This is a genomic window from Haloferax sp. AS1 (genome assembly GCF_014530665.1).
GTDB classification, from domain to species: domain Archaea; phylum Halobacteriota; class Halobacteria; order Halobacteriales; family Haloferacaceae; genus Haloferax; species Haloferax volcanii.
This window is the reverse complement of the sequence record NZ_SPSA01000001.1, coordinates 957772-983210: the sequence shown is the minus strand read 5'-3', so window position 1 is coordinate 983210 and position 25439 is coordinate 957772. Positions and strand designations below refer to the sequence as shown.

22 protein-coding genes are annotated in these 25439 nt (G+C 66.4%); 7 read left to right on the top strand and 15 right to left on the bottom strand.

Going from position 1 to position 25439, the window contains the following annotated elements:
- Nucleotides 1–11: 11 nt before the first annotated feature.
- Nucleotides 12–1469 (bottom strand): DHH family phosphoesterase, encoded by a 1458-nt coding sequence (locus tag E4P24_RS05275; protein WP_004064103.1) that lies wholly within the window; start codon nt 1467–1469, stop codon nt 12–14.
- An 89-nt stretch (nt 1470–1558) separates the two neighbouring features.
- Here E4P24_RS05275 and E4P24_RS05270 point away from each other — a divergent pair, with 89 nt between their 5' ends.
- The gene (locus E4P24_RS05270; RefSeq protein ID WP_004043954.1) at nt 1559–1939 is read left to right on the top strand and encodes a hypothetical protein; all 381 of its coding nucleotides are present in this window, start codon (nt 1559–1561) and stop codon (nt 1937–1939) included.
- 38 nt (nt 1940–1977) lie between these two features.
- Here the strand turns inward: E4P24_RS05270 and E4P24_RS05265 are convergent, their stop codons facing one another.
- From E4P24_RS05265 to E4P24_RS05200, 14 genes are all read right to left on the bottom strand, one after another.
- Entirely contained in the window at nt 1978–3498 is a 1521-nt protein-coding gene (locus E4P24_RS05265) for an NADH-quinone oxidoreductase subunit N (protein WP_004064104.1), read from the bottom strand.
- Nucleotides 3499–5028 (bottom strand): NuoM family protein, encoded by a 1530-nt coding sequence (locus tag E4P24_RS05260; protein WP_004064105.1) that lies wholly within the window; start codon nt 5026–5028, stop codon nt 3499–3501.
- The gene (gene nuoL, locus E4P24_RS05255; protein WP_188148207.1) at nt 5025–7061 is read right to left on the bottom strand and encodes an NADH-quinone oxidoreductase subunit L; all 2037 of its coding nucleotides are present in this window, start codon (nt 7059–7061) and stop codon (nt 5025–5027) included. The genes E4P24_RS05260 and nuoL overlap by 4 nt, the downstream gene beginning before the upstream one ends.
- Nucleotides 7062–7064: 3 nt before the next feature.
- Complete coding sequence (gene nuoK / locus E4P24_RS05250) at nt 7065–7367, bottom strand: NADH-quinone oxidoreductase subunit NuoK (protein ID WP_004043958.1); 303 nt, start codon at nt 7365–7367, stop codon at nt 7065–7067.
- Nucleotides 7367–7735 (bottom strand): hypothetical protein, encoded by a 369-nt coding sequence (locus E4P24_RS05245; RefSeq protein ID WP_004043959.1) that lies wholly within the window; start codon nt 7733–7735, stop codon nt 7367–7369. The genes nuoK and E4P24_RS05245 overlap by 1 nt, the downstream gene beginning before the upstream one ends.
- Entirely contained in the window at nt 7732–7992 is a 261-nt protein-coding gene (locus E4P24_RS05240; RefSeq protein WP_004043960.1) for an NADH-quinone oxidoreductase subunit J, read from the bottom strand. Before E4P24_RS05240 ends, E4P24_RS05245 begins: the two co-directional genes overlap by 4 nt.
- A gap of 105 nt (nt 7993–8097) precedes the next feature.
- Nucleotides 8098–8559 carry an NADH-quinone oxidoreductase subunit I gene (locus tag E4P24_RS05235; RefSeq protein WP_004043961.1) on the bottom strand — a complete coding sequence of 154 codons (462 nt, stop codon included), beginning with the start codon at nt 8557–8559 and terminating at the stop codon, nt 8098–8100.
- Nucleotides 8556–9605, bottom strand: coding sequence for a complex I subunit 1 family protein (locus tag E4P24_RS05230; protein WP_004043962.1), 1050 nt, complete (start codon nt 9603–9605; stop codon nt 8556–8558). The genes E4P24_RS05235 and E4P24_RS05230 overlap by 4 nt, the downstream gene beginning before the upstream one ends.
- Nucleotides 9605–11278, bottom strand: a complete 1674-nt coding sequence (locus tag E4P24_RS05225) for an NADH-quinone oxidoreductase subunit D (RefSeq protein WP_004064108.1) — start codon at nt 11276–11278, stop codon at nt 9605–9607. The genes E4P24_RS05230 and E4P24_RS05225 overlap by 1 nt, the downstream gene beginning before the upstream one ends.
- Nucleotides 11275–11976, bottom strand: coding sequence for an NADH-quinone oxidoreductase subunit B (locus E4P24_RS05220; protein ID WP_008573492.1), 702 nt, complete (start codon nt 11974–11976; stop codon nt 11275–11277). The genes E4P24_RS05225 and E4P24_RS05220 overlap by 4 nt, the downstream gene beginning before the upstream one ends.
- Nucleotides 11973–12389, bottom strand: coding sequence for an NADH-quinone oxidoreductase subunit A (locus tag E4P24_RS05215; RefSeq protein ID WP_004043965.1), 417 nt, complete (start codon nt 12387–12389; stop codon nt 11973–11975). The genes E4P24_RS05220 and E4P24_RS05215 overlap by 4 nt, the downstream gene beginning before the upstream one ends.
- Before the next feature lie 199 nt (nt 12390–12588).
- Nucleotides 12589–13200: a 5-(carboxyamino)imidazole ribonucleotide mutase gene (gene purE / locus E4P24_RS05210; protein WP_004064110.1), complete on the bottom strand. Its 612-nt coding sequence runs from the start codon at nt 13198–13200 to the stop codon at nt 12589–12591.
- Between the two features lie 6 nt (nt 13201–13206).
- A complete protein-coding gene (locus E4P24_RS05205) occupies nt 13207–14355 on the bottom strand; it encodes a 5-(carboxyamino)imidazole ribonucleotide synthase (protein WP_008605780.1) in 1149 nt (382 codons plus the stop codon).
- A gap of 171 nt (nt 14356–14526) precedes the next feature.
- Nucleotides 14527–16275, bottom strand: a complete 1749-nt coding sequence (locus E4P24_RS05200; RefSeq protein ID WP_115860169.1) for a flippase activity-associated protein Agl23 — start codon at nt 16273–16275, stop codon at nt 14527–14529.
- Between the two features lie 107 nt (nt 16276–16382).
- Here E4P24_RS05200 and ribH point away from each other — a divergent pair, with 107 nt between their 5' ends.
- The 6 genes from ribH to E4P24_RS05170 all read left to right on the top strand — a co-directional run bounded on the left by ribH (nt 16383) and on the right by E4P24_RS05170 (nt 25422).
- Nucleotides 16383–16787, top strand: a complete 405-nt coding sequence (gene ribH / locus E4P24_RS05195; protein ID WP_004064116.1) for a 6,7-dimethyl-8-ribityllumazine synthase — start codon at nt 16383–16385, stop codon at nt 16785–16787.
- Nucleotides 16784–17938: a pyridoxal phosphate-dependent aminotransferase gene (locus E4P24_RS05190; RefSeq protein WP_115802359.1), complete on the top strand. Its 1155-nt coding sequence runs from the start codon at nt 16784–16786 to the stop codon at nt 17936–17938. Before ribH ends, E4P24_RS05190 begins: the two co-directional genes overlap by 4 nt.
- Nucleotides 17939–18153: 215 nt before the next feature.
- Complete coding sequence (locus E4P24_RS05185) at nt 18154–18675, top strand: type IV pilin (protein ID WP_115860171.1); 522 nt, start codon at nt 18154–18156, stop codon at nt 18673–18675.
- 223 nt (nt 18676–18898) lie between these two features.
- Nucleotides 18899–20818, top strand: a complete 1920-nt coding sequence (locus E4P24_RS05180; protein ID WP_188148206.1) for a DEAD/DEAH box helicase — start codon at nt 18899–18901, stop codon at nt 20816–20818.
- A gap of 128 nt (nt 20819–20946) precedes the next feature.
- Entirely contained in the window at nt 20947–22191 is a 1245-nt protein-coding gene (rbcL, locus tag E4P24_RS05175) for a type III ribulose-bisphosphate carboxylase (RefSeq protein WP_115860175.1), read from the top strand.
- Between the two features lie 282 nt (nt 22192–22473).
- Nucleotides 22474–25422: a methyl-accepting chemotaxis protein gene (locus E4P24_RS05170; RefSeq protein ID WP_188148205.1), complete on the top strand. Its 2949-nt coding sequence runs from the start codon at nt 22474–22476 to the stop codon at nt 25420–25422.
- Nucleotides 25423–25439 lie beyond the last annotated feature (17 nt).

The following is a 25439-nucleotide window of genomic DNA, read 5'->3' as shown; positions in this document are numbered from 1 at the left end:
CGTGTGGGCGCTCACTCATCTAACGGGTACTCGAAGGCCACGTCGGTGTCCAGACTCGGCGTCGGCGTCGCGTGTTCGAGCGTCTCGAACACCCGTCCGGCGACGATGTCGGTGACGATGGTCGCGAGCGACTCCCGAGAGTCGTCGCCCACGTCGTCGAGGATGCCGAGCGGAATCTGTGCGCCCGCCATGTCGGCGTGGCCGCCGGCGCTCCCGATGGAGCCGAGCGCCTCCCGGAACGCCTCACCGAGGTCGACCCGCGCTCCGCGGGCGCGACCGGAGACGTAGACCGTCCCGTCCATCAGGCCGTAGACGACCGTCACCTCGACGCCCTCCATCCCGAGGAGGTGGTCGGCCGCCTGCGCGAGCGCGTCCCGCTCGCGGATGTCACCGACGTTCGTCGTGAGGACGTTCCCCCGAACGTCGCGGTTCGAGACGGCGCGCGCGAGCGTCTCCATCGTCTCGGAGGTCAGACTCGGCGTCTCGACCCGTTCGAGCAGGTCCACGTCGACGTGCGGGATGAGGAAGGCGGCGGCCTCGAAGTCGGCGGTCGACACCTCCCGCGTGAAGTCGTTGGTGTCGACCTGAATCCCGAACAACAGCGCGGTCGCCACCGTCGTATCGGGGACGATACCGAGCCGTTCGAGATACTCCGCCAGCAGCGTGCTCGTCGCGCCGACGCCGCGTCTGAGGTCGACGTACGCCGCCTCGACCGGCGCGCGCGGCGGGTGGTGGTCGATGACGACGTCGATGGTCGTCTCCGGCGGCAGGCGGTCGTTGACGCCCGGCCGGGAGTGGTCGACGAGCGCGAAGCCGGCGTACTCGTCGTCCGCGGGCACCTCGTCGAGGACGCGGAGGTCCAGTTCGAGGAGGTTCACGAGCGCGCGGTTCTCTTGGTGGGAGATATCTCCGAAGTAACACACGTCGGCGTCGACGCCCGCCCGCTCGGCGATGGCTTGGAGCGCCAGCGCCGCGGCGATGGCGTCGGGGTCGGGGTTGTCGTGCATCACGACCGCGAGCCTGCCGTCGACGTTCCGAAGGACCCGCATCAGCCGGTTCAGCCGCTCCGTGTGCGACGTGCCGACGGCGTCGAGGATGCGCTCTGTGACCACTCGGCGCGGGTCGATGACCTCGTCGGCGAGGTCGTAGATGTCGGCGCGCACCGACGGGGCGGCGTCGTCGCCGAGGTAGACGACGAGCGGCGCGTCCGGATAGTGGTCGCGGGCCGCGCGCGCCGCGTCGAGATTTCCCTGCGGCGACTGTCCGCCGACGACGACGAGGTCCACCTCGTCGGGGTAGGTCGACGGGTCCGCGGGGTCGCCCTCTCGCGCGGCGATGCCGTCCGAGCGGAGGTCCTCGGCGCGGCCCTGTCGGTCGGTGACGACCGTCACCGTCCCGCCGCGGCCGGCGAGTTGCCCGACGAGGCCCCCACCGAGCGACCCGCAGCCGAGAACCAGGCGACGTACCATACACGGACGGTCGAACTCCGGCCGCAAAACCCTACCGTCCTCCCATCCGGCGATGATATTATGTCATGGCATACCATGACACATATACGATGGAACTCGAGACGCAACTGCTCCCCGAATCGCGAGCCGAGTCGTTCGTCCGAACCTGTCGAACCGTCGTCGGCGACGACCTCAGGAGCGTGACGTACTTCACGCACGACCGCTGCGAGCAGATATACCTCCGGAACGACCTCGAAGCCGACGCCGACCTCACCGGATTCGTCGAACACGAGACCGACGGGTTTCAGGCCCGAACCGCCTATCGCGGCTCCGAACTCGGTGACTACCGCTACACCGTTCGCGCGTTCGACCACGGCTACCTGACGCGGGTGACCGCAGACGACAAGGGCGTGTTCGTCACGACCGACGGCCTGACGCTCAGGCGCTCCGAGGAGTTGGCGTCGGCGCTCGGCGAGTTACTGCGAGAATAAAAGAAATCGAACGGAGTTGAACCGAACCGCCGAAACGCTCAGAAGAGCGCGGCGGCGACGGTCTGAGCCGTCTCGATGACGGGCTGGAAGCCGGGCAGGAGCAGGACCGTCCCCACCGCGGCGAAGACGATCGCCACGTAGAGACCGACCGGCTGACTGCCGATTTCGAGGGGCTTCGACGGCTCCTCGATCCACATCGCCTTCACGACGCGGCTGTAGTAGAACAGCGACAGTGCGCTGTTGACCGCGCCGACCGCGGCGAGCCACCAAAAGCCGGAGCCGATGGCCGACTCGAACAGGGCGTACTTCGAGAAGAAGCCGCCGAACGGCGGAAGCCCCGCGAGCGAGAACATGAAGACGGTCATCGCCGAGGCGGCGATGGGTGCCTTCGACGCGATGCCGTTGTAGTCCTCGAACGTGCGGCCGAGGCCCCACTTTTCGACCATGGCGATGAACAGGAACGCGCCCGTGTTCATGAAGCCGTAGACGAACAGGTGAGCCATGCTCGCGCCGAGGACGTCACCGTTCGCGGCACCGCCGTCGGTGGTGATGGCCGCGAGACCGATGAGCGCGTACCCCGCGTGACCGATAGAGGAGTACGCGAGCATCCGCTTGACGTTGTTCTGCGTCGCCGCCGCGAAGTTACCGAGCGTCATGGTGACGACGGCGAGCACCGCGAACAGCAGCGACCAGTCGACGCTCCCGCCGCCGATTGCGGTGACGGTTTCGAGGGGGAACGCGACGGTGAACACGCGGAAGGCGACGGCGAAGCCGGCCGCCTTCGACGCCGACGAGAGGAACGCGCTCACAGGCGCTGGCGCGCCCTCGTAGGCCTCCGGCGCCCAGAAGTGGAACGGGACGGAGGCGGTCTTGAACGCGAAGCCGCCGGCAATCATCAGCACGCCGAGGCCGAGGACTCCGACCAGTTCGGTGCCCTCAGCGAGCGTCGCGGCGATTTCCGGGAGCACCAGCGAGCCGGTGACGGCGAACACGAGGCTGATACCGAACGCGAACACCGCCGACGACAGCGCGCCGATGAGGAAGTACTTCAGCCCGGCCTCGATGCTGCCGCGGTCCTTCTTGAGGAACGCGACGAGCGCGTACGAGGGCAGGGACGCCAGTTCGAGGCTGACGAAGACGGTCGCCAGCGAGTTCGACATCCCCATGAGGGTCATGCCGGTCGCGGCGAACAGCACGAGGGCGTAGAACTCGCCTTGGTACTGCTGGTCCGCGAGGTAGTCGTACGAGGCGACCGAGACCATCGCGGCGACGCTGGTGAAGATGAGCGTGAAGAACAGGCTCATCCCGTCGACGACGAGCGCGTCGCCGTACAGCGAAATCGCGCCGCCGGTGGACTCCATGCCGGTTCCGCCGATGAGGAACCAACCGGCGATGCCGCCGGCGGCGAGCGCGCCGAGCGTCGCCGTGCCGGCCAGGAGGCCGTTGTTCGTGGAGTCGGGGTCGATGGTGTCGATGAGCAGCAGCGCGAGCCCCGTCAACGCGAGCACGATGGCGGGAGCCGTTGCGAACCACTGGGGAGCGGACTGGAGGGGCGTCATCTAGAACGCACCTCCCAGTTCGAGAATCGGGTTAACCGCGTCCTGAATCATCGTGAAGAAGATGTCGGGCGAGACGCCGAGCACGATGGTCAGAAGCAACAGCACCGCGAGGGGTGCAACGTCGTGGAACGGTGCCTCCGTGATGTCGTAGTCGCCGTCGAACCGGAACGGTCCGAACAGCGTCCGCTGCATCGCGAACAGCAGGTAGCCGGCGACGATGACGATACCGAACATCGCGGCGCCGGTGAACAGCGGCATCGCCTCCATCACCGTGGACTCGAACGCGCCCTTGAAGATGAAGAACTCGGCCGCGAAGCCGGCCATGAGCGGCAGGCCCATGTAGCCGAACGCGCCGGCGACGAAGATGCCCGCCGTGACGGGCATCCGGTCGGCGATGCCGGACATGTCCGACACCATGCGCGTGTGGGTCGTGTTGTAGATGACGCCGACGGCCATGAACATCAGTCCGGAGATGAGGCCGTGGGCGACCATCTGGAAGGTCGCACCGCCGACGCCGTAGGTGGTGTAGGCGATGAGACCGAGGATGACGTACCCCATCGACGAGACGGAGGAGTACGCGACGATGCGCTTGAGGTCCTGCTGGGCCAGCGCGAGCAGTGCGCCGTAGATGACGCTCGCGACGGCGAGCAGGGCGATGGGCAGCGCGAAGGCGCGCGCCGTCTCCGGCAGCATCGTGAAGTTGAACCGGAGCAGGGCGTACGTACCCATCTTCAGGAGGACCCCCGCCAGCATGACCGACACCGGCGTGGGGGCCTCGACGTGTGCGTCCGGCAGCCACGTGTGAAGCGGGGCGACCGGGACCTTCACCGCGAACCCGAAGAACATCGCGACGAACGCGACAGACGCGAGCGCGCCGGCCGACAGTCCCGCGAAGCTCCCGAGCTGTCCGGCCTGCAACGCCTGCGCGATTTCGGGCAGGCGGAACGACGAGATAGAGTCGCCGAGACCGAACACGAGCGAGATGAAGCCGATGAACATCACGAGCGACGCGATGTTCGTGTAGACGAAGAACTTGATCGCCGCGTACTTGCGGCGTGGACCGCCCCAGACGCCGATGAGGAAGTACATCGGCAGGAGCACGGCCTCCCAGAAGATGAACCAGACGAAGAAGTCGAGCGCCGTGAAGACGCCGAGCAGGTTCGCCTCCATCAGGAGCATCAGGCCGAAGAACTGGGACTGACGCTCCGAGATGGGCGTCCACGCGCTGACGATAGCGAGCGTGGTGAGGATGGTCGTGAGGACGACAAGCGGCATGCTGATGCCGTCGACGCCGACCATCCAGTGAATGTCGTACTGGCCGAGTTGCAGCCAGGCGATGTCTGTCTCGAACGCGATGTTCCCGCCCAGGAGGGCGTTCCCGCTCGCGTCGTACTGTTGCCACATGTAGAGGCTCCCGACGACGGGGGCCAGACTCAGCGCGAAGGCCGCCTTGCCGGCGTACCGGTCCGGCAGGACGAAGGTGACCAGCGCGGCGAGGAACGTGACTGCGATGAGCGCTTCGATTATCATGCGAACCAACCTCCGAGCAGACCGAGACCGAGAAGCAGCGCGGTCAGACCGAGCGTGAGGAGCGCCGCGTAGTTGCTCACCACACCGGTCTGGACGCGCTTGACGCGACCGCCAGCGAACAGGCTCACGCTGGAGATACCGTTGACGACGCCGTCGACGATGCCCTGGTCGAACTTATCGAGGGCGCGCGAGATGGGCTGGACGACGCCGGTCGCAATCCAGACCTGGTACTCGTCCTGGTAGTAGTTGTTGTACAGTACGGTCTTGATGCTCCCGAGTTTGTCCGTGTGTTCGACGGGCTCGGGGACGTTGTACAGGCGGTAGGCGAGTCCGGCACCCGCGAGGGCGAGGGCCAGCGAGACCAGCCCCGGCGCGATAGAGCCGATGCCGGCCGGGTGGAGCCCCGCACCGACGCCGCTTTCGAGCACTTCGAGGTAGTGGTGCGCGGTCAGCGACGAGATGCCGCCGTCGAGCCAGTCGTGGAGGAACGTGAGGTGAATCCCCGTGAGATCCTCCACCGGAGCCATGTTGACGAGGCCGGTGACGGCCGCGAGCACGCCGAGGACGGCGAGCGGGAACTTGACGTTCCAGCCGAAGCCGTGCGGGTCGCGCGCGGTGTCGCTACGCGGTTCGCCGTGGAAGGTGAGGAACACCATCCGGAAGGTGTAGAACCCGGTGAAGAACACGGCGATGAGCCCCATCGCGTACGCGACGAGGAAGACGGTTCCGAGACCGCCGTCGGTCCCGAGCCCGTGGTTGAGCGCCTCGTAGAGAATCTCGTCTTTCGACCAGAAGCCGGCGAACGGAACGATGCCGGCGAGCGCGAGCGAGCCCGAGAGGAACGCGTAGTACGTCACGGGCATCTTGTCTTTGAGGCCGCCCATGTCCCACATGTTCTCGTTGTGGTGCATCGCGATGATGACCGCACCGGCACCGAGGAACAGAAGCGCCTTGAAGAAGGCGTGCGTGAGCAGGTGGAACGTCGAGGCGACGTAGCCGCCGACGCCGAGCCCGAGCATCATGTAGCCGTACTGGCTGATGGTCGAGTACGCGAGCACCTGCTTGATTTCTTTCTTGACGACGCCCATCGTCGCGGCGAAGAGGGCCGTGAAGCCGCCCACGAGCGCGATGATACCGAGCGTCGTCGGGATCAGCGCGTAGAAACCGTACATCCGGGCGACGAGGTAGACACCCGCGGCGACCATCGTCGCCGCGTGAATGAGCGCGGAGACGGGGGTCGGGCCTTCCATCGCGTCCGGAAGCCACGTGTGCAGGGGGAACTGCGCGGACTTGCCGACGACGCCCCCGAGAACGAGGAGGCCGACGACGGTGAACCACGCCTGTTCGCCCATGCCGAGGAACGTGTTGACCGCGTGCTCGCCGTGGAGCGCCTCCTCGGCGAGGACGGGGAACGCCTCGGGACCGGCGAACGCGGCCGAGCCGAACGTCGCGAACACCGCGACGACGCCGATGAGGAAGAAGTAGTCACCGAAGCGGGTGACGAGGAACGCCTTCTTCGCGGCGCTCGGCGGGCCCTCCTGGCGGAACCAGAAGCCGATGAGCAGGTAGGAACACAGCCCCACCAGCTCGAAGAACATGAACGCCATGAGGAGGTTGCTAGACACGACGAACGCCAGCATCGACGCGGTGAATAGGCCGAGCCCGGCGTAGTAGCGCGGGAGGCCCGTCTCGCCCTCGTCGTTCATGTAGCCGAGGCTGAAGATGTGGACGAGGACGGCGACGAGCGTCACGATGACGAGCATCATCGACGAAAGCGGGTCGATGAGTAGGCCGAAGTCGAGCGTCACCGCGTCGCCGGCGCCGGTCGCCCACGTGTAGATGTGTTGGTTGTAGGTCTGTCCGCCGCTGACGGCGAAGAACGTCGCGATGGACAGGACGAACGAGCCCGCCGTCGCGCCGATACCCGCCAGCGCGCCTCCCTTCGGCATGTACCGTCCCGCCCCGAGCGCGATCAGGAACGAGAGGAACGGGAGGAGGACGATGGCCGGAGCGAAGTCTAAGATACCTGCCATAGATTACCACCTCATCGTGGTCGCGTTGGTCACGTCCACGCCGTCGAAGTTGCGGTACAGTACGAGGATGATGCCGATACCGACCGCCACCTCGGCGGCGGCGAGCGCCATCGTGAACAGCCCGAACGTCTGGCCCGTCACGTTACCCCAGTAGTAGGAGAACGCGACGAGGTTGATGTTCGCGGCGTTCAGCATCAGTTCGACCGACATCAGGAACAACAGCGCGTTCCGACGGGTCAAGAGGCCGAAGATGCCGATGCAGAACACGGCGGCCGACAGAACGAGGTAGTACTGCGCGGGCACCATCAGTTGTCACCCTCCTCGTCGTCGAACAGCGTCTGCTTGAGCTCCCGACCGCCGTCGGTCAGGATGGTCCGCATCTGCCCCGTGGTGTCCTCGCGGCGAGCGAGGAGCACCGCGCCGGCGAGCGCGGCGACGAGCACGAGGTCGATGATTTCGAACGCGACCAGCATGCTCTCGCCGTCGACGCTTCCGAACCCGAGGTTGAACATCGAATAGCCGATGCTCGCGGTGATGTTTGCTCCCTCCGGGAACCCCTGTGGGTTCGGGAACGACGCGCCGAGGAACACGACCGCCATCACGACGAACAGCGCGACGGCAGCGAGTCCGGGCACGAGGTGCGAACCGAGTTTCAGCTGCGGTTTGGTTGTCATGTACTACTCACCTCCGGATTGATACGCGTCAGCATCACGGCGAACGTGATGAGAATTAGGACCCCGCCGACGTAGACGAGGACCTGCATGGCGGCGAGGAACTCCGCCTGCAACATCACGTAATGCACCGCGACGCTCAAGAGCGCGCCCCCGAGCAGGAGTGCGGAATGCCAGATGTCCCGCACGAGGACGACGCCCAGGCTGCAACCCACGGTGACGAGGGCGAACAGCGCGAACGCGATGGTTTCATAAACCATTGTGTGTGTCTCCTTGAGATATCCCTTTGAACATTTCGAGAACGTCCTCAGCGTCCGGTAGCGGACGCGGGCTGACGGGACTCGAACGATTCACTCGCGGTCATGTTACTGGTAGTCGACCTCTCCTTCGCCCTCGCCGACCCACGCGTTGCGGTCGGGGTTGCGGGAGTTGAGCGGGTCGATATCCTTGTACCACGGGACGTTCTTGAGCTGTTCTTTGTTGTAGACGAAGTCGTTTTTCGTGTCCGCCGTGAACTCGAAGTTCTGCGTGAGCAGGATGGCGTCGACGGGACAGACCTCCTCGCACAGCCGGCAGTAGATACACTGGCCGATGTGGAGGTTGTACTGCTCGCCGTTGCGCTGGTCGTCCTGAACGATCTGAATCGTGTCGTTCGGACAGACGTTCTCACACTGGCGACACCAGATACACCGCTCTTGGCTGAACTTGTGGACGCCGCGGAAACGCGGGCTCACTTCGGGCGCGGTCTCGGGGTACTCGACCGTGAACGTCTGCCCGTCGAGCGCGTGCTTCAGCGTCACTGCCATGCCTTTCAGGATTCCGATCATGCAATCACCCCCACGATGATGGCCGTGAGAACCAGGTTGGCGAAGGAGAGCACGAGCATCCCCTTCCAACCGATTTCGAGGAACTGATCGACGCGAAGGCGCGGCACTGCGGAGCGCGCCCACTGGGTGAACAGGAAGAACGCCCAGATTTTGATTGTGAACCAGACGAATCCGGGCAGGACCGGGCCCGCCGGACCGCCGAGGAACAGGGTCGCCGCGATAGCGCCGCCGAGGAAGATGTGGATGAACTCACCGAGGTAGATGAGCACGAAGTAGACCGAGGAGTACTCGGTCTGGTACCCGGCGACAATCTCGGTCGGCGCTTCGGGGATGTCGAACGGGTTGCGGCCGACCTCCGCGAGGTTCGCGATGACGAACAGCGCGAACGCGAAGGGGTTCACGAACGCGAACCACGTCGGAATCGTCACGCCGGCGACCGAAAGCAGCGGTTCGGCCTGCACGGCGACGATTTCGCTCATGCGGAGCGACCCGGCGAAGATAACGACCGAGGCCGCCGTGACGACCAGCGGAATCTCGTAAGCGATGTTCGCCGCGACGGCGCGGAGCGCGCCGATGAGCGAGAACTTGTTGTTCGATGCGTAGCCGGTCATGACGATGCCGAGCGAGGCGATAGACGCCGCGGCGAAGGCAAAGGCGAGACCGGTTTCGGGGTCCGCGAGCTGGATGCCGTTGCCCATCGGGATGACGGCGAATCCGAGCAGCGCGGAGAAGGGAATGACCATCGGCGCGAGGTCCCAGGCGGGACGGTCGACGCCCTCGGGGACGACGAGTTCCTTCGACAGCAGACGGACCGCGTCCGTGACGATGGTCAGGAGACCGAACGGACCGATTCGGTTGACCGCGATGCGGTCGGCGAATGCGGCCGTGATTTTCCGCTTCGCCCACGGCCCGGCGAACGCCGTCATGATGAGCATGATGTTGGCGACGAGGAACGCGCCGACGAGGCCGCCGACGACGTCCCCGAGGATGCCTTCGAGACCGAGGAGGCCGCTGACCGTGTCCGGAAGGACCGCTTGCAGATGCATCACCTGTCCACCTCTCCGAGCACGATGTCGAGGCTGCCGAGCGAGGCAATCATGTCCGGAATGTACTCACCCTCGGACATCTCGGGGAGCGTCTGGAGGTTCGAGAAACACGGGCTCCGAATCTTGAAGCGAGCCGGCTTGTCCGTGCCGTCCGCGCGGATGTAGATGCCGAGTTCGCCCTTCGCGCCCTCGACGGCGCGGTAGATTTCCGTGTCCTCGTCGGGCTTGAGGGTGCGCGGAACGTTCGCCTGGATGTTCCGCTCGTCTTCGGGCCAGTCTTCGAGCAGGTCGACACACTGCTGGATGATCTTGGCCGACTCCTCGACTTCGCGCATGCGCACGAGCAGGCGCGAGAAGTTGTCGCAGCCGTCCTCGACGACGACGTCCCAGTCGAGTTCGTCGTAGTAGCCGTAGGAGTCGTCGCGACGGAGGTCGTAGTCGATACCGGAGCCGCGGGCGACCGGCCCGGTCGCGCCGTAGCTCTTTGCGACTTCCGGCGGCAGGACGCCCGTGCCGACCGTCCGGGCCTGCAGGATTTCGTTCGAGGTAATCATGTCGTGGTACTCCTCGAGCGCCTGCGGGAGCCCGTCCATGAAGTCGCGAATCTTCTCGAAGAACTCCTCGCGGGGTTCGGGGAGGTCCCAGACGACCCCGCCGAGCCGGAAGTAGTTGAACATCATGCGCTGGCCCGTGAGGTCCTCCAGAATGTTCTGGACGATCTCGCGGTCCCGCATGGCGTACATGAAGATGGCCGTGAAGTCGCCGTAGACGTCTAGCGCGAACGTGCCGAGCGCGATCATGTGCGACGCGATGCGGCACAGTTCCGCACCCATCGTACGGATAATCTGGGCGTACTCGGGCACCTCGATGTCCGCGAGGTCCTCTGCGGCGCGGGCGTACGCCCACTCGTTCAGGAGACCGGACGAGATGTAGTCCCAGCGGTCGGGGTACGGCATAATCTGGTGCCGGTAGGTCCCCTGTTGACACATCTGCTCCTCGCAGCGGTGGAGGTAGCCGATGTCGGATTCGAGGTCGACGACCTGTTCGCCGTCGACGACCGTCTCGACGTGCAGCACGCCGTGGGTCGCCGGGTGGTGGGGACCGATGTTGATGTACATCGTGTTGCTGTCCCCGGCGCGGTGGTCCTCTTCGAGCGGGTTGGCGTGCTCGCGGAGCGTCGCAATCTGCGGGCGGTCCTGGTCGTAGTCAAGCCCGAGCGGGTGCCCCTGCCACGTCTCCGGCAGGAGGATGCGACGCAGGTCCGGATGGTCCTCGTACTGGATACCGACGAGGTCGTACGCCTCCCGTTCGTGCCAGTCGGCCGTCCGGAACACCGGCTCGGCGGACTGACTGACCGGGTTGTCCTTCGACGTGGGCACGACGACCGAGACTTCGTCGGTCCGGTCGTCGAACTTCGTCAGGTGGTAGATGGACTCGTAGCGGTCCTCGTACTCCTGTGCGGTCACACACGAGAGGTGGTCGAAGCCCGCTTCGTCGCGGAGCTTGAACAGCGCGTCTTGGACCTCGTCGGGACGGATGACGAGGCCGGGCGCGTTCAGGTGCTCTTCGCGGCCGACGACGAGGTCGCCGAGCAGCTCTGCGAGTTCGTCGCCGCGGCTGACGCCCGATTCGAGTTCCGCGGGGTCGTCGGACTGCTGTTCTTCGAGGCTCATGGCGAATCAGCCCAGTTGTACCGCATAACGAGGTCCTCTTCGTCGATCTCCGCGGCGAGCTTGTCGACGATTTCGTCGCGTTCGAGGTCGCCGAACTGCTCCAGCTCGTACGGCTTGACCGTCACCGGGCTGGACTCGCCGTTGGCGATGCGCTCTTGCAGCTTCGCGATACCGTAGATGAGTGCCTCCGGGCGCGGCGGGCAGCCGGGGATGTGAATGTCCACCGGAATGACCTCCTCTGCGCCCTTGATGACGTTGTAGCCCTCCTGGAACGGGCCGCCGGAAATCGTACACGACCCCATGCCGACGACGAACTTCGGTTCGGGCATCTGGTCGTAGACGCGCTTCATGCGCGGGGCGAACTTCGAGACGATGGTCCCCGGCACGATAATCACGTCGGCCTGCCGCGGCGACGCACGCGGGACCCCGGCCGCAAAGCGGTCGAGGTCGTGTTTCACCGAGTAGGTGTGCATCATCTCGATGCTGCAGCACGCGATACCGAACTGCAGCATGAACATCGAGGACCCGCGGACCCAGTTCATGAACTTGTCGAACTTCGTGAGGATGAACGGTGACGAGCCGAACGCCTCCCGAAGCTTCGAGTTGAACCGGTCGTCCGCCCCCGCCATGCGGGCGTCGCGAGTCTCGGTCTGTACCTGTGTGTCGTCCGTGACGAATGGCTTCTGTTCGCTACTCATGCATCTTGCCTCTCTGTCTTACGACGGTTTGCCTGCGGGCTTTTGACCCACTTGACTGCGCCGTTGCGCCACGCCCAGACGAGGCCGACGACGAGGACACCGATGAAAACGAGCATCGGCGTCAGAATCGTCGCCAGCGACGCGCCCTGTTCGAGGGCCGAGCGGTAGATGACCGTCCAGGGGAAAATTAGGACGGTCTCGATGTCGAATACGAGGAACAGCAGCGCGACCATGTAGTACTGAATGTTAAACTGGACGCGCGCCGTGCCTGTCGGCACCTCACCACTCTCGTACGTGGCACTCTTTCCTTGTTCCGGTACGCTTGGGCGAAGCAGCGCCGACACCGCCATCATCGCGAGCGGTATGCCGACACCGACCAGCCCCATCGCACCGATTGCAATCCAATCACTCATGCCGTGTCTCCCTGACGTGCGGCGGTTAGAAGCGCTCCCCTATAAACATTGATTTGTGTGTTTCGGGCGCGAGAGGGCTTCTATTTGGAAAATACGCGAGAGACGCCCGGAACCCCGCACGGGCGGGGTTTCGCCGCCGGAATCGACCCCCACAGACGCGGAAACGACCGGGCGGTGACCGACCGCGAAACGCGCCCCGCTACCGCGACTCGCGGAAGCCGGCGACGCCGAGGTCGTGGAGCGCGGCCGAGGTCTCGGCCACGTCGGACACGAGGTCCTCGTGGTAGTCGACGAGTCTGTCTTCGAGTTCGGGGTAGCCGCGGGAGAGCGCCTGTACGGCCGACAGCGCCGCGTTGAACGACTTGCCGGCGTCGACCGCGACGATGGGTGCGCCGGTCGGCATCCCGATGACCGAGTCGACCGACTTCTCCTGAACGGGGACGCCGACGACCGGAATCGGGTACGCGATGGAGGCAGTCATGTTCGGGAGGTCCGCGGACTTGCCGCCCGCGCCGGCGATGATGACCTCGACGCCGCGGTCGCGCGCGGTGTCGCCGTAGGCGTACATCAGGTCCGGCGTCCGGTGCGCGGAGACGACGTACGTCTCGTAGGTGAATCGCTCCTCGGGCGGCGCGTCGAAGTCCGTCTGTTCACCGAACCCGAGCGTGTCCAGCGCCTCGTGCGCGCCGGACATCACGTCGAGGTCGGAGTCGGACCCCATGATGATACCCACGTCGGGCGTCGTCTCGGGGTCGCGGTCGGCGTCGGCCTGTGCGTGCAGTTCGTCGATGAGGTCCCGTTCTGTCGTCATGGTGAATCAGTCGAAGCGCAGTCCGTCGCGAAGCTCGCGTGCGCGTGCGAGAAGCGTTTCGAGGTCGGCGTCGTCGCCGCCGACGGCGGTGAGGTGGCCCATCTTGCGGAGGGGACGAACCTCGTCTTTGCCGTACCAGTGCAGCGAGACGCCCGATTCCGCGAGCGCGTCGTCGAGGCCGCCGAGTCGCGCCGGCTGGCTCTCGTCGACCGTGCCGAGGACGTTCGCCATCACGGTGGGCGACCGGCGGGTCGTCGCGCCGAGGGGCCACCCGAGGACCGCGCGGACGTGCTGTTCGAACTGCGAGGTGAGCGCGCCCTCGATGGTCCAGTGGCCGGAGTTGTGCGGCCGCGGCGCGACCTCGTTGACGAGCACGTCGCCCGCGGCGGTCTCGAACAGTTCGATGCCGAAGACGCCGCGGCCGGGCAGGTGCGACAGCACCTCTCGGGCGACGCGGTCGGCCTCCTCGCGCACCTCGTCCGTCGTCCGCGCCGGGACGACCGTCTCGCGGAGAATCTCCTCCTCGTGGACGTTCTCGCCCGCGGGGAACGTCCGAACCTCGTCATCGCCGCGGACGCCGATGACCGAGAGTTCGCGCTCGAAGTCGACGAACGCCTCGGCCATCGCCGGGCCGCCGACCTCCTCGATGGCAGCCTCGGCGTCGTCGGGGTCGGACACGGGGACGTTCCCGCGGCCGTCGTAGCCGCCGGTTCGGGCTTTCAGCATGACCGAGCCGAACTCGTCGAGCGCGTCGCGGAGGTCGGCCGCGTCGTCGACGCGGTGGAACGGCGGAATCGGGATGCCCGCCTCGCCGAAGGTGTCCTTCTGGACCAGTTTGTCCTCGATGGTCCGGAGCGCGTCGGGCGACGGGTGGACCGCGATGCCCTCCTCGGCGGCCAGTTCGTCGAGCAGGTCGGGGTCGGCGAGTTCGATTTCGAACGTCAGCGCGTCGGCCCGGGCGGCGAGTTCCGCCATCGCCTCGGGGTCGTCGAAGCCGCCGACGATTTGGTCGGCGACGGCCGACGCCGGGCAGTCGGGTGTCGGGTCGAGCACGACGATGTCGACGCCGAGCGGTGCGGCGGCCTCCCCGAGCATACGCCCGAGCTGGCCCCCACCGACGACGCCGAGCGTGGGTCCGGGTACGGTGACGGTCACAGTCGCGGATTCAGTACGTCGGTGCATAAACGTTGCCACATTCGGTGCCGAGATAGTCACATACGTGGATAGAATTGGACAACAGCCGACGCCGAACGCGCCGGGCGCTCGCGGCGCTCACCCTGTCGAACGCGAGGAAAAATCGAGGTGGTCGAACGCCCCGACCGAGCGTCAGCCCCGCGTCTCGTTCGCGGCGTCAAGGGCGTCCTCGTCGATGAACACGACCACGTCCTCGCTCCAGAGCTTGAAGGCGTGTTGGCGCGCGACGTAGCCGTCGAGTTCGGATTCGAGTTCGGCGCGGTCCCACTCGTAGGCGATGACGACCGGCGGCGCGTCGGCGGTCACCTCGGAGACGTTCGCGTCGGGCGCGCTACTGGTGCGCTCGACGCCCGCGCTCTCGAAGTACCACGGGAGCGGGAGGCGACTGTGCCACGACGGCCCGTCGAGGGGGGCAGACTCGTTTTCGACGTAGAAGTGCGTCTCGTCGCTGTCCGGCGGATGCGTGCCGTACAGGAGCACGTCCGTCCCGGAGTTGGCGGCCGACACGCGCTCCACGTCGTCGAGGGTGGCCTGTAAGTCGTTCGCGGGTTGCGCCCACTGGAGCACCTCGCTGTCCTCGTCGGTCGAGGCGTTCCAGTAGTCGACGTTCGCGGCCGCGACGCCGCCGACGGAGGCGACCAGCACGAGCGCCGCGAGGCCGACGCCGACCGTGTCTTTGGCGTCGAGCGCCTGCACGCCGGAGCGGAAGACGAACGCCGCGCCGACCGCGGCGGGAACCGCCAGCGGGACGACCGCGTGGACGACGACCCACGGCGCTTGGATGTCGGTCGCCAGCGGGTAGCCGAAGATACACACGACGCCCCAGTAGGTGGCGAAGGCGACGAGCCACCGGATTCGGCCCGCGACGACGCCGTAGCGGTCGACGACGATGCCGACGAGCGCGAAGACGATGAGCACCGGCGCGCCGTAGACGAACGTTTCGAGGAAGTCCTTCAGATACGGGAGGTACTCGTGGGACTGGTGGCCGCCGCCGAGCCAACTGCCGACCATCTCGGAGACCGCGCCGACGCTTCCGGCTTCGAGAACCGGGAGCATCGAGGCGGAGCCGCCGAGCGCGTTCCAGAGGTCGGGCCGCGGCGCGTAGAAGAAGACGAAGACGGCGAGGAACGCGAGCAGGCCGCCGAGGACGCCCGCGGCGTAGCGAACCGCGCCGTAACCGAGACTTCCCGCCCCGCGTGCGCGAAGTCGCTCGCGGATACTCGCGGGCAGTTCGGAAAAGAGGATGTCGCGGGCGGACTCGCCGGCCGACGTGCGGGCGAGCAGCCGGTGGTCGAAGACCAGGAACGCCGCTCCGAGGAAACAAGCGAGGTAGACGACGTAGTTCTCTTTCGTCGCCGCTCCCGTTGCGAAGGAGGCCCCGGCGGGGATGAGGTAGGCGAGGCGGCCGGTGTCGTACGCGCGGACGACGAAGCCGAGCGCGGCGAACGAGAAGGCGGCCACGAGCACGTCGTTGCGCATGAACCGCGAGTAGTAGACCAAAAGCGGGTTCGCCGCGAGGAAGAACGCGAGCGCGACCAGCTCGTCGCGGCGGAGGTGCTCGCGGAACAGCCAGACCGAAAGCGGGAGCAGGCCGCCGACGAGCGCCACGGGGAGCCGCGCCGTGAAGTCGGTCGCCGGGAGGACCGCAAAGAGGTAGTCGTTGACCACGGGGAGGAACGGACCGTGGATGATGGGCCGGTAGGAGAACTCGCCGGTCTCGTGATACCGCAGAATCCAGTAGCCGACACGGCCTTCGTCCCAGTGGAAGATGCGGCCGCCGAGGTCGGCGAGGCGGGCGAGGAGGGCGAGGGCCGTCACGCCGAGAATCGCCAGGAGGGCACGGGACCGAGCGACCGCCTCGGTCCCACTGTCAGTACTCATGCCCACCCATCGCGACGCCGACAATACAACTTTTGTGCTTGCCCGTCGCCGGGGCCAAATTCGGTCGGTGTCGGTAGTTCTTTTATCCGAGACGGGAAGGGTCGGCCATGGTCTCTCTCGGACTCGTCGTGGCCCGATTCAACTCGTCGGTCACGGAGCAGATGGAGGAAGCGGCCCGCGACGCGGCCGCCGAGCGCGACGCGGCGGTCGTCGAAACGATTCAGGTCCCCGGCGCGTACGACTCGCCGCTCGCGGCCGACCGACTCGCCCGCCGCGACGACATCGACGCCGTCGTCGTCATCGGCGCAATCGTCACCGGCGACACCGACCACGACCGCGTCATCGCCGACGCGACCGCGAAGTCGCTGACGGAGGTCTCGCTGGACCGCGACAAACCCGTCTCGTTCGGCGTCTCCGGTCCCGGCATGAGCGGCGCTGAAGCGCGCGAGCGCGTCAGCAAAGGTGCGGAAGCGGTTTACGCCGCGACCGATATGGTGGAGGCGTTGGCATGAACTTCGATTTCAGCGACCGAGTCGGCCGCGTCGAACCGAGCGCGACGCTCGCCATCTCGAACCTCGCGAGCGAACTGGAAGCGCAGGGCGAAGACGTCGTCGACCTCTCGGTCGGCGCGCCGGACTTCCCGACCCCGGACAACATCACGCAGGCGGCGAAGGACGCCCTCGACGCGGGACACACGAGCTACACCTCGTCGAACGGGATTCCGGAACTCAAGGACGCAATCGCGGCGAAGCTCCGCGGGAACGGCGTCGACGCAGAGGCCGACGAGGTCATCGTCACGCCCGGCGGCAAGCAGGCGCTGTTCGAGACGTTCCAGACGCTCGTCGACGACGGCGACGAGGTCGTTCTCCTCGACCCCGCGTGGGTCTCCTACGAGGCGATGGTCAAACTCGCCGGCGGCACGCTCAGCCGCGTCGACCTCGCACAGCACGACTTCAGGCTCGAACCCGCGCTCGACGAACTCGCCGAGACGGTCTCCGACGAGACGAAACTCCTCGTCGTCAACTCGCCGTCGAACCCGACCGGCGGCGTGTTCTCCGACGCGGCGCTCGAAGGCGTCCGCGACCTCGCGGTCGAACACGACTTCGCCGTCATCTCCGACGAGATTTACGAGCGCATCGTCTACGACGGCTTCGAGCACACCTCGCTCGGCTCCCTCGACGGGATGGAAGACCGCACCATCACCATCAACGGCTTCTCGAAGGCGTTCTCGATGACCGGCTGGCGGCTCGGCTACCTCCACGCCCCGTCCGACCTCATCGCGCAGGCCGGCAAACTCCACTCGCATTCGGTCTCCTGCGCCGTGAACTTCGTCCAGCACGCCGGCGTCGAGGCGCTCTCGGAGCGCACCGACGACGACGTCGAGGAGATGCGTCAGGCGTTCGAGGACCGCCGCGACATGCTCGTGGACCTCCTCGCCGAACACGACGTCGACGTGGCCGTCCCGAAGGGCGCGTTCTACATGATGCTCCCCGTCGACGACGACGACCAGGCGTGGTGCGAGGGCGCGATTCAGGACGCGAAGGTCGCGACCGTCCCCGGAAGCGCCTTCAACGCACCGGGCTACGCCCGTATCTCCTACGCCGCGAGCGAAGAGCGCCTCCGCGAGGCCGTCGAGCGTCTCGCCGAGCACGACTACATCTGAGCCGCCCGCGACGACCGTCTCTTTTCGGGGTGGCGGACCGATCTCCCAGCCGATTCGTGACTTCCATCTGAACTGTGTGCTAGCAATGAACGTCATTTTTGTTGTCTAATACTCGATTAGATTTATGTTCGAGAGTGCCCATGTAGCATCCATACATACCGAACTCCGGGTGGGATTTCCGCGGATAAACCGCGTATGTATACGAGAGACAACACATGAAACTCAAACAACTATTCGAAGACGACGACGCGGTGTCGCCGGTCATCGGTGTGATTCTGATGGTCGCGATTACCGTCATCCTCGCGGCCGTCATCGGGACGTTCGTGCTGGGACTGGGTGAACAGACGGCGACCGCTCCGCAGGCGAGCTTCAGCTTCGACTACGAGAACAACTCAGCGGGTGCGAGCAGCGGTGACGGGGTGCAAGGAGACGTACTCAAGATAACCCACGAGAGTGGTTCGCAAATCGCGGCCGAGCGGCTCTCTGTATCGGTTACTGGAGCAACAGACGGTACAGGAAGTAGTGTTTCTCTTGCGGATGGAGAACCATACATCCCAGACCCGATGAATGCGGGTAAGACAATCGAGATCAACGACACCTCTGTTGGTCTAGCCATAGATAATGATGCCCCTGGTGAAGACGTTAACCTCGCGAGTTCAACTGTCCGCGTCGTCTGGACCGACGAAGCGGGGTCGAGTTCCGCGACCCTCCAGCGATGGTCCGGCCCTAACGCGTAACGCAGTTCGTACCAAATCCGCGATAATCGGCCACCACGCGGCCGACGACTTCGATTTTTTATCGGCGCATCGCCCCGAGAGTCCCGACTTTCGCACCACTCACCGGCTGCATTGGTTGCTGTCCCCACCGATTTCTCGCCGCCCGAACGCCGGGCCAGACGGTGACCGATGAACCCCCGCCGGCGAAGATACTTATGTGAGTCCGCCGCCACCACTGTGACAGATGCGCGTGCGCGACCTCCCGCTGTCGTCGGCCCTCGTCTCCCACTACGAGTCGAACGGTATCGAGGAACTCTATCCGCCGCAGGCCGCCGCCGTCGACGCCGGCGTCGCGGCGGGCGGTCGCGTCGTCGCCGCCATTCCGACCGCCAGCGGCAAGACGTTCATCGCGGAACTCGCCATGCTCACCGCCGACGGGCCGGCGCTGTACATCGTCCCGCTCCGCGCGCTCGCCCGCGAGAAGTACGAGACGTTCGACCAACTGCCCGGCGTGAGCGTCGGTATCTCCACCGGCGACTTCGACGCCGCCGAAGAGGAACTCGGCGACCACGACATCGTCGTCGCCACGAGCGAGAAAGTCGACTCCGCGATTCGAAACGGCGCGCCGTGGGTCGACCGCCTCGCCTGCGTCGTCGTCGACGAGGTCCACCTGCTCGGCGCGCCGGGGCGCGGGCCGACGCTCGAAGTGACGCTTTCGACCCTCCAGCGTCGCGTCCCGGACCTCCAACTCGTCGCCCTCTCAGCGACCGTGGACAATCCCGAAGCCATCGCCGACTGGCTCGACGCGGAACTCGTCGAGAGCGCGTGGCGGCCCGTCTCGCTCCGCACCGGCGTCTACGCCGACGAGACCGTCGAATTCGACGACGGAACCGACCTCGACGTGGTCGTCCCCCCGACCGGGCCGAACGACGACGAGGCGACCGAGGCGACCGTCGCGCTCGTCGAAGACGCGGTCGAGACCGGCGGGCAGTGTCTCGCGTTCGTCCGGTCGCGCCGCGAGGCCGAAGCGCTGGCCGACCGCCTCGCCGACGAGGAGCTGTCGCCCGCGCCCGCCCTCGGCGACGAACTGGACGAACTCGGCGGCACCGCGACCGGCCGCCAGCTCTCGGAGTGCGCCCGGACCGGCGTCGGTTTCCACCACGCCGGGCTGCGGAGCGCCCACCGCGTCGCCGTCGAGAACGCGTTTCGGGATCGCCGGCTCGCAGTCATCTGCGCGACGCCGACGCTCGCCGCCGGGGTGAACGTCCCCGCCCGGCGGGTCGTCATCCGCGACCAGAAGCGCTACACCGGCGACGCGATGGAATGGATTCCCGTCCTCGACGTGCACCAGATGTGCGGCCGCGCCGGTCGCCCGCACCTCGACCCGTTCGGCGAGGCGGTGCTCGTCGGCGACGCGGACACGAAAGCCGAACTGGTCGACCGCTACGTCACCGCCGACGCCGAGGCCGTGGACTCGCAGTTCGCCGACCCCGAGGCGCTCCGGACGCACGTGCTGTCGGTCGTCGCCTCCGGCTTCGCCGACAGTCTCGACGGCGTCGCCGACGTGTTTTCGGCGACCTACTACGCCCACCAGCACCCGAGCGTGGACCTCGCGGACCTCGTCGCCGACGTGGTGTCCGACCTCGAAGCGATGGAGCTCCTCGACGCGACGGGTGAGACGCTGTCGGCGACGGCGCTGGGCGCACAGACCTCAAAACAGTACGTGTCGCCGACGACCGGGGCGCGCATCGTTTCGGGCATCCGCACCATCGAGACGATGGCCGACGAGCACGTCACCGCCCGGACCGCCCTCGAAGTCGTCTGCGACACGCCGGATATGCACGACACCTACCTCGGCAACCGCGAGCGGGCGCAGATGTACCAGTACGCCCGGAGCCACGCCGCGGAGTTCACCACCGCGATGCACGACGCCGACCCCTTCGAGGAGTGGCTGACGGCGGTGAAGACCGCCCGCATCCTCCACGAGTGGACCGAGGGCTCGGACATCGAGGAACTCGTCGAGCGCTACCGAATCGGGCCGGGCGACGTGGAGTCCCGCGTCGAGCGCGCCGAGTGGTTGTTGGGCGCGGCCGACGCCCTCTGTACCGCCCTCGACGCGGACGTACCCGAGTTCCGCGAGGTCCGGGCGCTGCTGTCGCCCTGAATCGGAGGCCCGGACGCGTGACGCTCCCGTGATGACATCGCTTCGCGCCGAACCGTTCCCTTTCGCGTCGCGGGGCCAAAGGCGCTTCGGGATGCCGTTTTAAGCTTCGCGGGGGCGTAGGCGAGGCTATGGGTATCACGTACGAAGACTTCCTCGACCTCGACTACGAACCGACCGACGAGGACCTCGTCTGCACCTTCCGTATCGACCCCGCGACGGGGATGTCGAAGGAGGCGGCGGCGAGTCGCGTGGCCTCGGAGTCCTCCAACGGGACGTGGGCGGCCCTCCAGACCGGCGCAGACTTCACCGACATGGGCGCGACGACGTTCGACATCGACGGCGACCTGATTCGGGTCGCCTACCCCGCCGGGCTGTTCGAACCCGGCAATATGCCGCAGGTGCTGTCGTGCATCGCCGGCAACATCATGGGTATGAAGGCGGTCGACACGATTCGCCTCCTCGACTGCGAGTGGCCCGAATCGGTCGTCTCGGCGTACCCCGGCCCGCTGTACGGGTCGTCGGTCCGCGAGGAGATATTCGGCGTCACCGACCGCCCCATCACGGCGACGGTGCCCAAGCCGAAAGTCGGCCTCTCGACGGCGGCGCACGCGCAGGTCGGCTACGACGCGTGGGTCGGCGGCGTCGACCTCCTGAAGGACGACGAGAACCTGACCGACCAGGCGTTCAACCCCTTTTCGGACCGCCTGACCGAGTCGCTGTCGCTCCGCGACGACGCCGAAGACGAGACGGGCGAGAAGAAATCCTACCTCATCAACGTCACCGCCGACACCCAGACGATGCTCGACCGGGTGGACGAGGTGGCCGCGCAGGGCGGCGAGTACGTCATGGTAGACATCATCACCGCGGGCTGGGCGGGCCTCCAGACCGTCCGCGAGCGCACCGAGAAACACGGTCTCGCCATCCACGCCCACCGCGCCATGCACGCCGCCTTCGACCGGCTCCCGGCTCACGGCGTCTCGATGCGGGTGCTCGCGCAGATAAGTCGCCTCTGCGGCGTCGACCAACTCCACACCGGCACCGCCGGCCTCGGCAAACTCGCCAACGAGGACACCGTCGGCATCAATGACTGGCTCACCGGCGACCTGTACGGGACGACCGACGTGCTGCCGGTCGCCTCCGGCGGACTCCACCCCGGTCTACTCCCTGACCTGCTCGACGCCACGGGGACGAACGTCTGCGTCCAACTCGGCGGCGGCATCCACGGCCACCCCGACGGTACCCGCGCTGGCGCGGTCGCGCTCCGGTCGGCCATCGACGCCTACGCCGAGGGGCGGTCAATCACCGAGGCCGCCGAGGAGACGCCCGAACTCGCCGTCGCCCTCGATAAGTGGGGGACGGAGACGCCGCGGTAGGCGGAGAGGAACGGCGCGGTCTCCTCGCGTTCGCAATTGTTGCTGTTTTGTGACAATGGTTCGAAACGTGTTGAGTGATTATTGCAATACCGAGTGCGAGTCTCGGCCCGCTATTTGGCGGGAATCACGAGGGAATCCGGGGTCCGAGTATCGGTAATAATAACCGGCGAGTGAGATTTATACGGTTGTTTTTGTAGAGCTATATTCAGAGTGAACCGGGCGATTTCTCGGTCAAACAGCGCATACTGAGGAATTCCGGGGGCCGACGATATCAATCAAACCATGAAGATACGAACGAAACTCATCGCGCTCTGTCTCGCCATCTCGCTGATACCCGTGTCAGTCGTCGGCGTCGCAGGCGTCCAAGGGATGAGTAGCATTGGAAACTACGCCCAAGACCAAAGCGAGGCGACGCTCGAATCACAGATTACCGGCGACCTGAATCAGACCGTCGCCGCCCGGCAAGAGGAGATACAAAACCTCCTCGACGCCCGCCGAATCGACGCGCTCGCGCTGGCTGACTCGGCACCGGTGCAGAACTACGAGGCCGCCCGCGACGGGGAGATGGAGCTCGTCCAAGAACAGAGCCAAGCGCAGTTGGGCTACATGGCGCTCCAGATGCGCGCCACCGTCGAGACCACGAAACAGAGCGTCCTTGCGAACCAGTACGGCGGGCAGGACTGGGCGGACCTCTCGCCAGCGCAACAACAGCAGGTGAAAGACCGTGTCGAGGCTCGAATCGCCGGAACCGCCGGAGACGGCGTCCAACAGAGCGGGACGCTCTCCGACGCGTTCCGACCGGGCTACGTCGGGTCGACCGGCTACGCGTTCATCCTCGACGGGAACCTCGATTTCGTCGTCCACCACGGCCTCGAAGACGGGGTTAACACGGTCGACGACGCCGGGATAGCGGCGTTCAATCAGGTGCCCGCCGAAATCGAGTCGAACGCCGCCGTCCGCAACGGCGAGGACTGGGGCATCGTCGAGTACGAGTGGGAAGACACCACCCAAGAGGGCAACCCCGTCGAAGAGAAGTTCGTCGCGTACACCTACCACGAGGACTTCGAATGGGTGCTCGCGCCGAGCGTCTACTACTACGAACTCCAGACGGCCGCCGTCACCGACGCGCGCGACCAGATTAACGACTCGTTCCGGAGCTACCTCGAAACCCGCGCCGTGACCATCGACGGCGAGGAACACCCCGCCTACGACGAGATTCTGTTCACCGACGAGAACGGGCAGGGCATCGTCAAAGCGACGCGCACGGGCGACGGCATCGCCACCGAGTCGGTGTCCGGCACCTCGTTCGCGGACGAGGCGTGGTTCGAGACCGCGACAGAGCTTCAGAAGGGCGAGATCCAGGTGAGCGAGGTGACGACCGTCGACGGCGACGCCGCCGTGTACGTCACCGCGCCGGTGTACCGCGGGGGAGAACTCGCCGGAACCATCACGCTCCAGTTCAACTTCGAACTCCTCAACACGCTCATCGACGACATCCAGGTCGGTGAGACCGGCCACCTGACTATCGTGAGCGAGCGCGGGACGCTGTTGACCGACTCCCGGGAATCGCTCGGCTCCGTCGAGTCCGAAATCGCGGAGAACGCGACGGCGCTTGTCGGCCAGTCCGGCCTGACCACCCACGAGACGACCGGCGACGGCGGCGAGGCGGCTCGCTACTTCGTCGGTTACGCGCCGCTCAACTTCGGTAACGGGCAGTACGAACTCGTCGCCACCGTCCCCGAGTCCGACGTGACGGGGCCGGTCGAACAGCTCGGGCAGGCGATGAACGACCGGGCGGACACCGCTCGAAACATCATGCTCCTGTTAATCGTCGGCATCATCGCGGTCGTCGTCGGCGTCGGCTACGTCGCCGCGCGGTACTTCTCGGAGCCGATAGAGGCGCTCCGGGACCGCGCCAAGTCGCTCGCCCGCGGGCGGTTCGACGACGGCGAGGACATCGACGCCAACGACGACGAACTCGGCGAACTCGTCGAGGCGTTCGACGACATGCAGGAGAACCTCCAACGGCAGGTCTCAGAGCTTCGGACCGCCGGGACGGAACTCGGAGACGGCAATCTCGACCAGGACCTCCGGACCGACCTCCCCGGCGAGTTCGGAGCCATCATGTCCGACCTCGACACCGGGATTCAGAAGCTCCAAGACGGCTTCGTCGAGGTGCAGTCGGTCGCCGACGAGTTCGCTGCGGTGAGCAACGAGACGGTGTCGAGCGCGAAGGAGATAGAGTCCGCGAGTCAGGAGACCGCGCGGTCGGTCGAGGAAATCGCCCACGGCGCGGAACAGCAGACCGAGCGGCTCCAGACGGTCGCCGACGAGATGAACGACCTCTCGGCGACCATCGAGGAGGTCGCCGCCTCCGCCGACGGCGTCGTCCAGTCCGCCAACGAGGCCGTGTCGCTCGCCGACGAGGGGCGCGACCACGCCGCGGAGGCGACAGCCGAGATATCGACCATCGAGACCGAGGCCGACGAGGCGGTCGAGCGGGTCGAAGCCCTCGGCGAGCAGGTGGGCGAAATCAACGAAATCGTCCAGCTCATCAACGACATCGCGGAGCAGACGGACCTGCTCGCGCTCAACGCCTCTATCGAGGCGGCCCGTGCGGGCGAGGCCGGCGAGGGCTTCGCCGTCGTCGCCAACGAAATCAAGGCGCTCGCCAAGGAGGCGAGCGAGGCCACGGACGAGGTGGAGTCCCGAATCGGCAGGGTGCGCGAGAGCGCCGACGACACAGTCGACGACATGCAGTCCATGCAGGACAGCGTCGAGAGCGGGTCCGAGACCATCGGCGAGGCCATCGAGATGTTCGACCACATCTCGGGGGCGATTCGAGAGGCCGAACACGGCGTCGAAGAGATTTCGCAGGCGACCGAGAACCAAGCCGTCTCGACCGAGGAGGTCGTCTCGATGGTCGACGACGTGTCGAGCGTGAGCGAGGAGACCACCTCGGAGACGGCGACGGTCTCGGCGGCGACCGAAGAACAGACGGCCGCGATAAACGAGGTCACGCGGAACATCCAACAGGTGTCGGAGTCCGCCCAGTCGCTCAAGGACCTCGTCGGCCGGTTCGACGTCGGCGACGCCGGCGACGCCGGCGGAAGCGACCGCGGTGGCGACGCCGCACCGAGCGAGACGAGTCCCGCCGCGTCGTCGCAGTCGATGAGTCGGGCGGTCACCGACGGGTCGGGGACCGGCCCCGCCTCGCCCTCGGACGACTGAGCCGGCGGCGACGCGCG

Excerpts from the sequence above, each read along its gene's own strand:
- nuoK (WP_004043958.1), bottom strand. The coding sequence starts at position 7,367 with ATGGTGCCCGCGCAGTACTACCTCGTTCTGTCGGCCGCCGTGTTCTGC.
- E4P24_RS05260 (WP_004064105.1), bottom strand. The coding sequence starts at position 5,028 with ATGATAATCGAAGCGCTCATCGCAGTCACGTTCCTCGCCGCGCTGGTC.
- E4P24_RS05190 (WP_115802359.1), top strand. The coding sequence starts at position 16,784 with ATGAACTTCGATTTCAGCGACCGAGTCGGCCGCGTCGAACCGAGCGCG.
- ribH (WP_004064116.1), top strand. The coding sequence starts at position 16,383 with ATGGTCTCTCTCGGACTCGTCGTGGCCCGATTCAACTCGTCGGTCACG.
- nuoL (WP_188148207.1), bottom strand. The coding sequence starts at position 7,061 with ATGGCAGGTATCTTAGACTTCGCTCCGGCCATCGTCCTCCTCCCGTTC.
- E4P24_RS05215 (WP_004043965.1), bottom strand. The coding sequence starts at position 12,389 with ATGAGTGATTGGATTGCAATCGGTGCGATGGGGCTGGTCGGTGTCGGC.
- E4P24_RS05200 (WP_115860169.1), bottom strand. The coding sequence starts at position 16,275 with ATGAGTACTGACAGTGGGACCGAGGCGGTCGCTCGGTCCCGTGCCCTC.
- purE (WP_004064110.1), bottom strand. The coding sequence starts at position 13,200 with ATGACGACAGAACGGGACCTCATCGACGAACTGCACGCACAGGCCGAC.
- E4P24_RS05180 (WP_188148206.1), top strand. The coding sequence starts at position 18,899 with ATGCGCGTGCGCGACCTCCCGCTGTCGTCGGCCCTCGTCTCCCACTAC.
- rbcL (WP_115860175.1), top strand. The coding sequence starts at position 20,947 with ATGGGTATCACGTACGAAGACTTCCTCGACCTCGACTACGAACCGACC.
- E4P24_RS05245 (WP_004043959.1), bottom strand. The coding sequence starts at position 7,735 with ATGACAACCAAACCGCAGCTGAAACTCGGTTCGCACCTCGTGCCCGGA.
- E4P24_RS05225 (WP_004064108.1), bottom strand. The coding sequence starts at position 11,278 with ATGAGCCTCGAAGAACAGCAGTCCGACGACCCCGCGGAACTCGAATCG.
- E4P24_RS05270 (WP_004043954.1), top strand. The coding sequence starts at position 1,559 with ATGGAACTCGAGACGCAACTGCTCCCCGAATCGCGAGCCGAGTCGTTC.
- E4P24_RS05230 (WP_004043962.1), bottom strand. The coding sequence starts at position 9,605 with ATGCATCTGCAAGCGGTCCTTCCGGACACGGTCAGCGGCCTCCTCGGT.
- E4P24_RS05185 (WP_115860171.1), top strand. The coding sequence starts at position 18,154 with ATGAAACTCAAACAACTATTCGAAGACGACGACGCGGTGTCGCCGGTC.
- E4P24_RS05170 (WP_188148205.1), top strand. The coding sequence starts at position 22,474 with ATGAAGATACGAACGAAACTCATCGCGCTCTGTCTCGCCATCTCGCTG.
- E4P24_RS05240 (WP_004043960.1), bottom strand. The coding sequence starts at position 7,992 with ATGGTTTATGAAACCATCGCGTTCGCGCTGTTCGCCCTCGTCACCGTG.
- E4P24_RS05265 (WP_004064104.1), bottom strand. The coding sequence starts at position 3,498 with ATGACGCCCCTCCAGTCCGCTCCCCAGTGGTTCGCAACGGCTCCCGCC.
- E4P24_RS05220 (WP_008573492.1), bottom strand. The coding sequence starts at position 11,976 with ATGAGTAGCGAACAGAAGCCATTCGTCACGGACGACACACAGGTACAG.
- E4P24_RS05275 (WP_004064103.1), bottom strand. The coding sequence starts at position 1,469 with ATGGTACGTCGCCTGGTTCTCGGCTGCGGGTCGCTCGGTGGGGGCCTC.
- E4P24_RS05235 (WP_004043961.1), bottom strand. The coding sequence starts at position 8,559 with ATGATCGGAATCCTGAAAGGCATGGCAGTGACGCTGAAGCACGCGCTC.